The sequence below is a fragment of the Ensifer sp. Root142 genome, assembly GCF_001426785.1.
Classification (GTDB): Bacteria; Pseudomonadota; Alphaproteobacteria; order Rhizobiales; family Rhizobiaceae; genus Ensifer; species Ensifer canadensis.
The window spans coordinates 340,712-354,010 of sequence record NZ_LMFK01000044.1; the positions used below are offsets into that span (position 1 = coordinate 340,712).

Sequence of the window (13,299 nt, forward strand, 5' to 3'; positions counted from 1 at the left end):
AACTCCGGACGGAAAACCGTTTCAAGCTTTCCCCGGAGCTGCTCTATTCGTTTCCGGCGCGAAGCCGCACCGCAGCCGTTGTGCGGCCGCTCAGTTCAAAGCGTGCCGAGTTGGAGCGCGGGATCCAGAGATTACGGTCGATCGCCTCCAGCAACCGCTCCGAGAGCTCGGCGAGTGCCGCCGGGTTCTTGTCGCGCAGGAAGCCTGACACCCGCTCGTCGACGATGAAAGCCTGGTAGGCAGCCTCGAAATGATGGTCGCGCACGGCACCCGTGGTTGCGGCAAAGGCAAACATGTAGTCGACCGTCGCGGCGATCTCGAAGGCGCCCTTGTAGCCGTGGCGCATGACGCCATCGATCCACTTGGGGTTGACGACGCGCGCGCGCACCACACGGCCGATCTCTTCCTCCAGCGAGCGGATGACCGGCTTTTCCGGCCGGGAGTGGTCATTGTGGTAAATCGCCGGCCGGGCGCCGCTCAGGTGCTCGGCGGCAAGGCTCATGCCGCCTTCGAACTGGTAGTAGTCGTCGCTGTCGAGCAGGTCGTGTTCGCGGTTGTCCTGGTTCTGGACCACCGCTTCGATCGTGCGCAGCCGCTCCTCGAAGAGCTCCCGTCCCGCCTTGCCCTCCTCGCCGGCGCCATAGGCATAGGCGCCCCAGGTGAGATAGGCATCGGCGAGATCGGCTTTGCTGTCCCAGCCCTTCTCGTCGATCAGCGCCTGCAGGCCGGCGCCGTAGGCTCCGGGCTTGGCACCGAAGACGCGGTAGGAGGCGCGGCGCGCGGCTTCCGCCGGCTCGACGCCCGACGCCTCCAGCCGCTGCGTCTCGGCGCGCATGCGCGCGGCGATCATATTGTCGGCATCGTCTTCCTCAAGCGCCCCGACGGCACGGATCGCCTTGTCGAACAGCGCGATCTGGTCCGGGAAGGCATCGCGGAAGAAGCCTGATATCCGCAGCGTCACGTCGACGCGCGGGCGGCCAAGCATCGCCAGAGGCACGATTTCATAGCCCATCACCCGGCGCGAGACCATGTCCCAGGTGGGCTTGGTGCCGATCAGCGCCAGGGCCTGGGCGATGTCGTCACCGCCGGTGCGCATGTTCGCCGTGCCCCAGGCCGTCAGGCCGAATGAGGACGGCCATTCGCCGTGATCCTGCAGATAGCGGCGGATCAGCAGTTCGGCGGATTTCTTGCCAAGTTCAAAGGCCGCCGGCGTCGGCACCGAGCGGCTGTCGACGGAGTAGAAATTGCGGCCGGTCGGCAGCACGTCGGGACGGCCGCGGGTCGGCGCGCCGGAAGGCCCCGGCGCCACGAAGCGGCCATCAAGGCCGGTGAGAAAGCCGGCCATCTCGGCAGCGCCGGAGTTGATGATCGATGGCTTCAGTCGCGCCTCGATCTCGCCAAGCACGGTGCGGGTGGCAGGCCAGTCCTCGGGCGCGAGCGTCTCGCCAGAAACGAACGCCGCCGCCAGCAGCTCGATGCGCTCGACAGTATCGCCGGCCGTCCGCCACGGTGCATCGGAAATGGAGGAAAGCATGTCCGGCCGTGCGCCTTCCCAGGGATCGGACATCACGCAATCGAGCGGATCGAAGCCGAGCCCGGCATCCGCGGCCATCGCCCGCTGCAGGCTCTGGTCGGCGCCTTCGCCAAGGCTGCGCGGCACCCGCGCCAGCGCCACGGTCAGGTCGGTCAGCAACCGCCCCTCCGGTGCAACGCCAAAAATGTGCAGGCCATCGCGGATCTGCATTTCCTTGAGGTCGCAGAGATAGGCGTCGAGCTTCTCCAGCGCCTTGTCGTCGCTGTCGCCCTTGTCGATACCGGCATCGTGGTCGAGGCCGATGTCACGCACGAGGTCGAGGATCTGCCGGCTGAGCAGCCTGAGCCGGCGCGGATCGCCGCCGGCCGCGTCGTAATATTCGTCGACCAGCGCTTCGAGATCCTTCAGCGGCCCATAGGATTCCGCCCTCGTCAGCGGCGGCGTCAAATGGTCGATGATGACGGCGCTGGTGCGGCGCTTGGCTTGCGTGCCCTCGCCGGGATCGTTGACGATGAAGGGGTAGACATGCGGTAGCGGCCCAAAGATCGCCTCGGGATAACAGGTCTCCGACAGCGCTAAGGCCTTGCCGGGCAGCCATTCCAGATTGCCGTGCTTGCCCATATGCACAATGGCCTGCGCGCCGAACTGGTTGCGCAGGAAAGCGTAGAAGGCGAGATATCCGTGCGGCGGCACCAGATCCGGCGAATGGTAGCTTTCCTTCGGATCGATGTTGTAGCCGCGCGCCGGCTGGATGCCGACGACAATCTCGCCGAAGCGGGCAAGCGGCAGCGCGAAGGCGCCATCGAGGAAGAACGGGTCGGTTTCCGGCGCACCCCAGCGGTCGCTGACCTCATCCTGAATCTGTTTCGGAAGCGAATCGAAGAACGTATTGTAATCGCTGAACGAAAGAACTTCGCGGATCTCGCGATCGCGGCTCGCCGCGTTGGTCGGCCCAGCCATCAGGTAGCCGATCAGTGCATCGCCATCCTCAGGCACGCCGGCGACGGGATAACCTTCGCTCGCCATGGCGCGCAGCACTTCAACCGTGCCCGCCGGCGTATCGAGCCCGACGCCATTGCCGAGTCGGCCATCGCGATTGGGGTAATTGGCCATGATGATGGCGATCCGCCGTTCGGCCGGACGGGCGCGGCGCAGTTTTGCCCAATTGACCGCAAGCCTGGCGGCAAAGCGGACCCGGTCGGAAAGCGGTTCGTGCCCGACGATGTTGGCTTCGACCTTGGGATCGTAGATCGAGGCCGCCTTGAAGGAGACGGCGCGCGCCAGAATGCGGCCATCGACCTCCGGCAAGGCAACGTTCATGGCGAGATCGCGCGCCATCAGCCCCTGCGGCGAGGCCTGCCATTGCGCGCGCGACGATCCGGAGAAGATCACCTGCAGCACCGGCGCGCCGGTTGATTCCAACACGGTCGGCTGCCTGTCGGCACCGGGCGAGGAAACGGCAAAGCCGGTGGCGTTCATCACCACGTCGGGTGCCGCCTCGGAAAAAATCGATTGCAGCGTGCCGACCGAAACGGCATCCTTGAGGCTGGAGACAAACAGCGGCAACACGCGCATGCCTTCGGCGGCAAGCGCCTCGATCAGCGCTTCGACCGGCCGGGTCTCGCCGCTCTGGACCAGGGCGCGATAAAAGCAGATCCCGACTGTCGGGGGTTCGAATCCCTCCCCCGCGACCATCCGCTCTTGGACACGTGCCTTCCATTCGCTGACGCCGATGACGCCCGCGCCCGGCCACCAGATGCCGGCCTTGAGCAGCGGTTTTGCCGGCTGCGGCTTTTCCGCGTCTGAGATCAACGCCTCGGCGTAGTCGAGGAACAGGCCGGCATTGTCAGCGCCGCCCTCGGTGAAATAGGCCCAGAGGCGCTGGCGGTCGTCGGCCTCAACGGTCGAAAACGGCTCGAGGCCGGGATCGGGCTTGTCGTCGCCGGGCAGCACCGCGATCTGGAAGCGGTGGGTGACGGCGGCGGCATGCAATGCTTCCAGCACATAACGGAAATAGCTGGCGCCACCGAGCGGCCTGACCACGATGAGTTTTGCATGCCTTGCCGTGCGCTCGACATAGGTGTCGACCGACATCGGGTGCATCAGGTTCATCAGGCTGGCGATGCGCAGGCTCAGCTCCCCGTCGCGCCGGCCATGGGCCGCCGCGATCGACGAAAGCTCGGTGTCGGCGGCCGACAGGAAAAGCACGTCGGCCGGCGTTTGCCCCAGGTCGATCGCCTCGTTGCCGTCGGCGATCGTTCCTTTCTGGGCGAGAAGCAGATGCATGTTTCTGTCCGTTCGAGCAATTCCAGGAAAAGCGTGAAATGGCTTTCCTGGAATTGCGTTGCTTCAAGGAGTTAGGCGAGTGCGGTGATGGCGGCGCGCACCGCAGCTTCGTCCATGTCGTGCAGGCCGATGACGACGAGGCGCGTACCGCGCTTCTCGCCAGCCGCCCAGGCACGGTCGTAATACTGGTCGATGCGGGCGCCAACGGCCTGGATCAGCAGGCGCATCGGCTTGCCGGGCACGTCGGCAAAGCCCTTGAGGCGCAGCACGTCATGCTCTGATATCACGCCCTTGAGGCGATCGATGAAACCTGCCGGATCGGCAATCGCGCCGAGCTCGACGACGAAGCTGTCGAACTCGTCATGAGAGTGCTCCTCGCCGGCCTCATGTTCCATCTCGTGGTGAGACTTGCGGTTGGCGATATCGCTTTCCGTGCCGACGCCGAGGCCGAGCAGGATGGCAGCGGCAACTTCGCCGTTCTTCGCCTCGATCATTGTTGGCTTGCGGTTAGTGCGCGAAGCGACCTCGTCGCGCACGGCCTTGAGGCCGGAGGCGTCGATCAGATCGGTCTTGTTGAGCACGATCAGGTCGGCGGCGGTCAACTGGTCCTCGAACAGTTCCTCGATCGGGCTTTCGTGGTCGAGATTGTCGTCCTCGACACGCAACGCATCGACCTTGTCATGGTCGTCGGCAAAACGGCCGGCGGCAACGGCGGCACTGTCGACCACGGTGACGACGCCATCGACGGTGACTTCGCTGCGGATATCAGGCCAGTTGAAGGCGGCGATCAGCGGCTGCGGCAAAGCGAGGCCCGAGGTTTCAATGATGATATGGTCAGGACGATTTTCGCGCTCGAGCAGCTTGGTCATGGTCGGGATGAAATCATCGGCAACCGTGCAGCAGATGCAGCCATTGGTAAGCTCAATGATATCGTCTTCCGAGCAGGCTTCTGCGCCGCAGCCCTTCAGCACGTCGCCGTCGACGCCGAGATCGCCGAACTCGTTGATGATGAGCGCAATGCGCTTGCCATCGGCGTTCTGCAGCAGATTGCGGATCATCGTCGTCTTGCCGGCACCGAGGAAGCCGGTGATGACGGTCGCCGGGATCTTGCCCTGGTTGGCTCTGGCAGTGGTCATGGATCAACCCTTCATTTTCAGCGGCAATCCGGCCGCGACAAAGTAAACTTCCGCGGATTTCTCCGCAACGATCTGGTGAAGCCGGCCGGCATGGTCGCGGAAATCGCGGACCATGCGGTTCTCGGGCACGATGCCGAGGCCGACTTCGTTGGAAACAAGGATGAGGCGCGCCCGCGCCTCCGGCAGGAAAGCGGCAAGGGCCGCGAACTCTGCCGCCATGTCGCGCCCTTCCATCATCAGGTTGGTGACCCACAGCGTCAGGCAGTCGACGAGCACCACGCGGTTCTCGTCATCGATGCGCGTCAGCAGCGAAACGAGGTCGAGCGGCTCTTCATGCGTCGTCCAGCCTTCGCCGCGCCTTGCCCGGTGATGGTCGATGCGCTCGCGCATCTCGTCGTCCCAGGCACGGCCGGTCGCGACATAGTGCATGCCGAGCCCGGAGGCTTCGACGAGCCTTTCGGAAAAGCTGGATTTGCCGGAACGGGCACCGCCGAGGACCAGAACCGGCCCGGCATGGGAAATGCTCATGTGCGTTGCAGCCTCACGCGCTTGGTCGCGAATTCGAGCGGCAACAGGATTTCACCGCGCCGACGGCGCGTTCGGGAAACGATCGATGAGCCAAGACAACCTCCGTGATGGCGTGGGAAGCGGGCTTCCCTTCGGGCGGAATGCCCCTGTCGGACGGCAGGTCTCCTGGCTCACGGCGTCACGAGCCCACCACATCGCGCCCCGCGTGATCACGCGAAGACCGATGCTTGGGCCCGAACGGCCCGCCTCACCTTCCCGGCGTTTTCTGGTTTCGTGAAAGGCGGACGATTCGTAGAAGAAGAGGCGTCCAACCCGGCTGATCACGAAGCCACGCCAGTGGCTTTTCCGGCTGAATTCCAAACCGCCTTCGATTGCCCCATGCAATCGAAAGGAAGCCGGCTATCAGCCCGATGGCGAACCCTGACCGTTCTACAGTCGCGGGGTCGGCTGCGATAAGGATGCCCGATTTGGGTCCATCCGTCACATTCCCAATTATTCCCCCGCATCGCCACGATCCGGGGAAACCATCCAACGTCAGATGATTAGGAAGCGGGCGCCGCAAAGTCAATCGACGCGTGCGACACGCCACCCGTCGAGATGCGGCGCGCGACAATTTGCCGGCAGCAGGCCGCAAAGGCCACTCCTGCATGTTTTTATCCTTAGATGGTATTCGACCTAAGGATAAAAACATGCAGCAATTCAAAGTGTTACAGCGACCTTTGCGCGTCCAGTAAGACGCGCGGCGCTGTAGTCGACGTCGGAGCGGACGCTCCACGGCAACTGAACTTTATTTTAGCAACGTCAGATATTGCGATAGAGTAGCCGAAAGTCGTTTCGATTATCCGGAAGGCAGATGGAACGCAGGCTCACCGCCGTGATGATTGCCGACGTTTCCGGCTATGGACTGCTCACCCAAGCCGACGAAGAGGGTACGTGTGCCCGCTTTCAGGCCGATCTGCACGGCCTGTTCGAACAAAGGATTGCCGCACATCGCGGGCGGTTGATCAAGACCATGGGCGACGGGTTATTGGTCGAGTTCCAGAGTGTCGTCGAGGCGGTCCGTTGTGCGGTGGAGGTTCAGCGCGCGAAATCCGAAAGCCGCGGCTCCGATCAGGGTCGACTGGAATTCCGCATCGGCATCAATCTTGGCGACGTCATCGTTGAAGGCGACGACATTCACGGCGATGGAGTGATCATTGCCGAGCGCCTGCAGAGCCTCGCCGAACCGGGTGGGATCATCATCTCCGGCACCGCCTACGACCAGGTCGAGAAGCACCTCGATGTCGGCTTCGTCTTTCTCGGCGAACAACGCCTGAAGCATATCGAAAAGCCGGTGCGGACTTACCGGCTGGGGCTGAACGAAGCCCGCCCCGGCAGCGTAAAGGTCGCTGGGCGCCACGCGAAGCGCTGGGCGGCACTCGTTACGTCTGCTGTCGTGCTCGGCGCTGCTGCCGGCGTGGCCTGGTGGCGGCCCTGGGAGTCGCCTGTGGAAACGGTCCAGATACAACCACCGAACCTGACCGCGCCGGACAAGCCGTCGATCGCGGTGCTTCCGTTTGCCAACGTGAGCGACGATCCCAGGCAGGAGTATTTCGCCGATGGCATGACCGATGGCCTTGTCACCGAGCTGGCTCAGGTATCCGGCTTGTTCGTTATCGCGCGTAACTCGACCTTCACCTACAAGGGCAGGGCGGTGACACCCAGGCAGGTGTCCAAGGAACTCGGTGTCCGATACGTCCTCGAAGGCAGTGTGCAGCGTGCCGGAGAACAGCTACGGATCAATGCTCAGCTCATAGATTCTCTCAGCGGCGGCCACGTTTGGGCCGGCAAGTTCGACGGTTCACTTTCCGATGTCTTTGCGCTGCAGGACGAAGTGATGCGCGGCATTGCCGACGCGCTTGCGCTTCGGTTGAATCCTGACGAGCAGATGGCCTTCGGACGCAAGGAAACGACGGTCCCGGCGGCCTTCGATGCGTTCCTGCGCGGCTGGGAGCATCACCGGCGCACGACCCCCGAAGATTTTGCAAAGGCAGTGCCTTTTTTCGAGCAGGCGATTGCGCTCGATCCTGCCTATGGACGAGCCTATGCCGCCGCCGCCATGGTCTACGCGCGCGTCTACCTGTGGCGTTGGCATTATCGGCTTGATATCTCGCGGATCGAAGCTAGAGCCAAGGCGCTACAATTTCTAAGGACCGCGCAGAAACACAAAACAGCGCTCGCCTATCAGGCGGCCGCTCTCCTGTCCGAAGCGGCCTGGCAGCATGCCGATGCGCTCGCCGAACTCAAGGAAGCGATCGCGCTCGAACCCGGCGATTCCTGGAGCTACGCGCTGACGGCCTTCGTGCTGACCTCCGCCGGCCGCCCAGCGGAGGCCCTGCCCTATATCCGTACGGCCATGCGCCTCGATCCGCACTCTCCGTCCTTCTTCATTTACGTTCTTGGACTGACGCAGTTCAGCCTGGAGGATTTCGAGGCGTCGGTGGCTGCGGTGAAGCGCAGCATCGAACTCAATCCTCAGGATGACGGTTCTTTCCTTCTTCTCGCCTCCGCTTACGCGCACCTCGGCCGGAACACGGAAGCGCAGGCAGCGATCACTCGTTTCAACGCGCTTCGCCTCGCACGCGGTGGCACTGCCGCCACCATCTCGACCAGCCCGCCCATGGATCTGGCAAAGCTGGCGGATAGCGAGCTCTTCTACCGGGGACTGCGCCTGGCCGGCGTGCCTGAGACCTTGATGAACGCCGACTTCGTAGGCAGGAACAGACTGGAAGCCGACGAAGCCCGCTCACTATTCCTGGGGCATCGGCTGCATGGACGCATGCTGGACTCGGGCGAGGAACATGAGGCTGTCATTTCAACCGGGGGCGTGGCCACTCTGACAGGAGGCTGGGCTTCCCTCGGCGCTGGTCGCATGACCGATGTCGAGGTCAAGTTTGACAGGGACGAGGTTTGCTTCCTGTGGCTCAAGACAACGAACCTCTGCGGAATGGTGCTGCGAAATCCCGGAGGACTTAGCGGCAAGGAAAACGAATTCATATGGTACCACGGCGACAGGGCGTTCACGTTCTCGCAGGTCCGCTAGCCCCTTGCGCTCGCCCATGCTACCGCTACCGTACCCGCTGCAGCGCGCTGAACTGAAAAGCCTGCACTGAATTCCATGGCGTCTTATGCTGGTGCCTGATCGCTTCGACCAGCCGGAAGGACGGCCCGATTACTTCGGCAAGCGCCGCCGGGTCGTAGCGCATCACCGGCAAACCGCTGCAGCGGTTCGGCCCATCCGGCGCAAAGGTGGCGATGATGGCGTGTCCGGAAGGCTTCACGGCAGCACAAAGACGTTCGACATAGGCCGCGCGCTCTGCCGCACCGGTCAGGAAGTGAAACGCGGCGCGGTCGTGCCAGATATCGTATTGCCGCGAAGGCGACCAGTCGGTCACGTCGGCGGCGATCCACTCTACCGCTTCGCCGCGCGCGCCGAGCCGGGCTCGTGCGGCGCCAAGCGCGGTTGGAGACAGGTCAAGCACCGCGACCGACCATCCGCCCTCCTCCAGCAGCCGATCGACCAATCTAGACGCACCGCCGCCGATATCGATCAGCGATGCCGGCAAGCCCCGCCCGTACTCGTGAATGAGCCGCAGCGACACCTCGGGCGTGCCTTCGAACCAGCTGACGCCCGCCTCGTCCTTGGAGGCATAGGCAGCATCCCAATGCGCACGCCGCTCGTCGTCACTCATTGCAAACCGCCTGTTGCGCCGGTCATCCCGTGGTCAGAAGTCTGCATGTGTCGGCGCCTGCGGCACGCAGTCCGCGACGCATCTTAACGCCCCGCGCGCGTGCTGCAAATGCTGCGGGCGGGCCTCAATTGCCGAGCAGTTGATGGAGCCACGTCGGGTCAAGCACCGCCTCGAGCTCCGCGGCGACGTCATCGAGCGCCGCATCGACCGACTGGCGGTAGTTGCCGATGCCGCCTTCGATGCCGAAGCTTTTGAGCAGGGCAGCACGGTAGGCATCGCTGGAAAACAACCCATGCAGGTAGGTTCCCATCACCCGTCCGTCGGCCGAAAGGGCGCCATCGGCGCGATCGTCGATGCGGATCGAAGGGCGGTCGCAGTCAGGACCCGTGGTACGGCCGAGATGGATTTCATAGCCTTCGAGCGGCACGTCGTGTTCCAGCGACCAGGCACGGCTGTTGCGCAGGGTCTTTTCCGGCGCCATTTCCGTTTCGACGTCGAGCAGCCCAAGTCCCTTGATTTCCCGCTCGTTGCCCTCGATGCCGAGAGGGTCGGTGACGCGCGCGCCCAGCATCTGGTAGCCGCCGCAGATGCCGATCACCCGGCCACCGCGCCGCACATGGCGCTTGAGGTCCTCATCCCAACCCTGCGCCCTGAAATCCTTGAGATCGCCGATGGTCGATTTCGACCCAGGGATGACGACGAGAGCGGCATCGGCGGGGATCGGGCTGCCCGGTTTGACGAAGACGAGATCGACCTCCGGCTCGGCGGCGAGCGGATCGAGGTCGTCGAAATTGGCAATTCTCGACAACACCGGAACGGCAACCTTGAGCGCCCGCCCCTCGCCGCGGGCCAGCTTTTCGAGCACGACCGAATCCTCTGCCGGCAGCCGCCCGGCCGCCTTCAGCCACGGCACTACGCCGAAACAGGGCCAGCCGGTGTAGCGGCCGACCGCGGCGATGCCGTCGTCGAACAGCGTGACGTCCCCACGGAACTTGTTGATCAAATAGCCCGTCACCATGCGCCGGTCCTCGTCGGGCAGGATCGCATGGGTGCCGACCAACGAGGCGATGACGCCGCCGCGATCGATGTCGCCAACGAGCACAACGGGGACATCGGCGCGGGTCGCAAAACCCATATTGGCGATGTCGCCTGCTCTCAAGTTGATTTCGGCAGGTGACCCCGCCCCCTCGACGACCACGAGATCGGCACCGGCCGAAATCTGCTCGAAGCTTTCCATCACCGCCCCGAGCAGCTTCGGCTTCAGTGCCTGATATTCCCGCCCCTTCGCCTGGCCTGCGACCTTGCCCTGCACGACGATCTGGCTGCCGACATCCGACTGCGGCTTCAAGAGCACCGGGTTCATGTGCACCGAAGACGGCACGCGGGCGGCTAGCGCCTGCAGCCATTGCGCCCGGCCGATTTCGCCGCCGTCATGCGACACGGCGGCGTTGTTCGACATGTTCTGCGGCTTGAACGGCCTGACCTTCAACCCGTGATTGGAGGCGAGCCGGCAGAGGCCTGCCACCAATACCGATTTTCCGACATCCGAGCCGGTTCCCTGAAGCATGATCTTGCGTGTCATGCGGCCACCGGTAACACCGAATTGACCGGCCGCAAAGAGCTGTATTGACACGTTTTCGCCGCATTTGCGGCGCGTCGATGACGGACTGTTTCGGCCGCTCATCAAGCTTGTCGAGTTTCCCTCCGAAACTAGCATAAATGCGACATCCCGTGACGAGTTTGGCATTCAATTCCATAAGGCGCGAGCCTATATCAGCGCCATCGAAACACACACCGGACGACAAACGTCCGGCCTCTCAAGGTCCATGCCCATGCTGTACATATTCAGCAAACCAAATTTCGTTCAGATCGCCTGGAATTCCAAGGCACCGGTCAGCCAGTCGCGCGTTCGCAACGTCGTTCTCGACGCTCCCTTCGGCCCGCTCGGCTTCATCCGCACGTCCAACGTCGGCTGACCCATCAGGCCCATAGGATCGGGCCCCTATCGGCCACGGCTTCGCATTCCGGCAGCTGACGCCTTCTCCTCCAGCCGTCTCCCTTCGTGGAGGCGGTTTTTTTTGGCCATACGGCGCATGTGAGGCGCTGGGTTTGCGCATGTCGTCGCCGCAGAACCGCCACGCACTTTTGTGCGACACGCCCTTAAACGCGAAAACCGCATCGACCTCTTATCGAGGGATGCGGCTTCCAAAAAACGCTGGTCACTCCGGAAAAACACACCGGAGGTTCGCTCAAACCCGGGACGCTATACCTTGATCCGGGTCGACGGCCGTTTCCCGCCGCGCAACAACAATTAGCCGGACATCGTTACCGGATGGTTATCGAGGATTTAACGAAAGATGAATCGCGGCATTTTTTGAATTTTTTTCGCGACATTTACAAAATGTGCGCGTGGCGCATTCACGACAGGAAAGGTCCTGATTGCAACAGATCGAAAACAAGCATTGCGGCGACCGCTATATTTTACGGCACTAATTGTCGCGAATGCTTAAATTTGGCCCGATGGAAGCCAAAAAAATCCCCTTCCATCATGTCGCAGACAGACGCTGCCCGCAGCCCGGCGCGGCCGTTTTCCGATTCAAGAGGTTGATTTCCCAACGAGAATACTTAGGCTTGCGGAGCGGTATAGAGGAGATCCGGCCGGCGACAGGGTTCCGCGGCCAGGACCAGATCGAACTCCCACACCGCCGCAGCAGGGGCTACCCTTGGCTTGTCTTTTGCCGAACCCCAGGCTGCTCATTTGGCTCGGGTGACCGGGATGCACGGCGTCCCCACGACGCCCGTTTGATCGTAGGCTGCAGTTAAAGACTGGGAGGTCTTGCAACATGAAGAAACTCCTCGCTTCCACCATTCTCGCCGCGGGTCTGTACGCGCTGGCGGGTTCCGCGCAGGCCGCGGAATGCGGTGAAGTCAGCATTGCCGAGATGAACTGGGCGTCGGCGGGCGTTGCCGCTCACGTGGACAAGTTCATTCTGGAAAACGGTTACGGTTGCACCGTGACGCTGGTCACCGGCGACACCATGCCGACCTTTGCCTCCATGAACGAAAAGGCCCAGCCGGATATGGCGCCGGAACTCTGGGTCAACGCCGTTCGCACGCCGCTCGACGCGGCCATCAAGGAAGGCCGGCTGATCGAAGCCGCCAAGATCCTGAGCGAAGGCGGCGTCGAAGGCTGGTGGATCCCGAAATTCGTCGCCGATGCCAACCCCGATATCAAGACGGTGCAGGATGCGCTGAAACACCCCGATCTCTTCCCGGCACCGGAAGACCCGTCCAAAGCCGCCATTCACAATTGCCCGTCTGGCTGGAACTGCCAGGTTTCGACCGCCAATCTCTACAAGGCGATCGATGCCGAGAAGGCCGGCTTCCAGCTGATCGACACCGGCTCTGCGGCCGGCCTCGACGGCTCGATCGCCAACGCCTTTGCCAAGAAGACCGGCTGGCTCGGCTACTACTGGGCACCGACTGCCATCCTCGGCAAGTACGAAATGACCCGCCTCTCCTTCGGCGTTGATCACGACAAGAAGGAATGGGACGCCTGCTCGGCCGTTCCGGATTGCCCGAGCCCGAAGGTCAACTCCTACCCGGTCTCCGACGTCTTCACTGTCGTGACCAAGTCGTTTGCCGACAAGGCCGGCGTTGCCATGGACTATGTCAAGGCGCGCAAGTGGGACAATGGCACCGTCAACAAGGTCCTTGCCTGGATGGATGAGAACCAGGGCACCAACGAGGATGCAGCAAAGCACTTCCTCGAAGAGTTCCCGGACATGTGGACCACATGGGTAAGCCCTGATGTGGCCGAGAAGGTCAAGGCGGCACTCTGATTTTCGCTGACGATGCAGGCGGCCCGCGTGAAAAGCGGTCGCCTGCATCGGCGTCTTCGCCAGCCGGAAAAAATTGTCGGACATGGCAAGCAATACCGGCGACGACGAACAGGTTCAGTTCGCTTCGCATGTCGCATTCAGTAAAGCGGGCGTCACGTTCCGCTGTCACATTCCTCACGCCGGGACCCGAAGAGGTCACCGCAAAGTCTGCGCAGGGATCGGCAACGACCGGTCTGAAGACG

8 protein-coding genes and 1 riboswitch are annotated in these 13,299 nt (G+C 62.9%); of the genes, 3 read left to right on the forward strand and 5 right to left on the reverse strand.

Features of this window, described 5'->3' with window-relative positions:
• Window positions 1-43 precede the first annotated feature (43 nt).
• From cobN to cobU, 3 genes are all read right to left on the reverse strand, one after another.
• Entirely contained in the window at window positions 44-3,820 is a 3,777-nt protein-coding gene (cobN, locus tag ASD52_RS30175) for a cobaltochelatase subunit CobN (RefSeq protein ID WP_057208739.1), read from the reverse strand.
• 71 nt (window positions 3,821-3,891) lie between these two features.
• The gene (gene cobW, locus ASD52_RS30180; protein WP_025427375.1) at window positions 3,892-4,956 is read right to left on the reverse strand and encodes a cobalamin biosynthesis protein CobW; all 1,065 of its coding nucleotides are present in this window, start codon (window positions 4,954-4,956) and stop codon (window positions 3,892-3,894) included.
• A 3-nt stretch (window positions 4,957-4,959) separates the two neighbouring features.
• The gene (gene cobU, locus ASD52_RS30185; protein ID WP_025427376.1) at window positions 4,960-5,484 is read right to left on the reverse strand and encodes a bifunctional adenosylcobinamide kinase/adenosylcobinamide-phosphate guanylyltransferase; all 525 of its coding nucleotides are present in this window, start codon (window positions 5,482-5,484) and stop codon (window positions 4,960-4,962) included.
• Window positions 5,485-5,621: 137 nt separating this feature from the next.
• Window positions 5,622-6,028: riboswitch (cobalamin riboswitch) on the reverse strand.
• Between the two features lie 309 nt (window positions 6,029-6,337).
• On the opposite strand from cobU, the gene ASD52_RS30190 reads away from it, so the two are divergent.
• Window positions 6,338-8,566, forward strand: a complete 2,229-nt coding sequence (locus ASD52_RS30190; protein ID WP_057226416.1) for an adenylate/guanylate cyclase domain-containing protein — start codon at window positions 6,338-6,340, stop codon at window positions 8,564-8,566.
• A 25-nt stretch (window positions 8,567-8,591) separates the two neighbouring features.
• Here ASD52_RS30190 and ASD52_RS30195 read toward each other — a convergent pair whose 3' ends face one another.
• Window positions 8,592-9,215 (reverse strand): class I SAM-dependent methyltransferase, encoded by a 624-nt coding sequence (locus tag ASD52_RS30195; RefSeq protein ID WP_025427378.1) that lies wholly within the window; start codon window positions 9,213-9,215, stop codon window positions 8,592-8,594.
• Window positions 9,216-9,339: 124 nt separating this feature from the next.
• Window positions 9,340-10,797, reverse strand: coding sequence for a cobyric acid synthase (locus ASD52_RS30200; protein WP_025427379.1), 1,458 nt, complete (start codon window positions 10,795-10,797; stop codon window positions 9,340-9,342).
• A gap of 250 nt (window positions 10,798-11,047) precedes the next feature.
• Here ASD52_RS30200 and ASD52_RS39485 point away from each other — a divergent pair, with 250 nt between their 5' ends.
• Entirely contained in the window at window positions 11,048-11,191 is a 144-nt protein-coding gene (locus tag ASD52_RS39485) for a hypothetical protein (protein WP_107027614.1), read from the forward strand.
• An 867-nt stretch (window positions 11,192-12,058) separates the two neighbouring features.
• The gene (locus ASD52_RS30210; protein WP_025427380.1) at window positions 12,059-13,057 is read left to right on the forward strand and encodes an ABC transporter substrate-binding protein; all 999 of its coding nucleotides are present in this window, start codon (window positions 12,059-12,061) and stop codon (window positions 13,055-13,057) included.
• The last annotated feature ends 242 nt before the right edge of the window (window positions 13,058-13,299 follow it).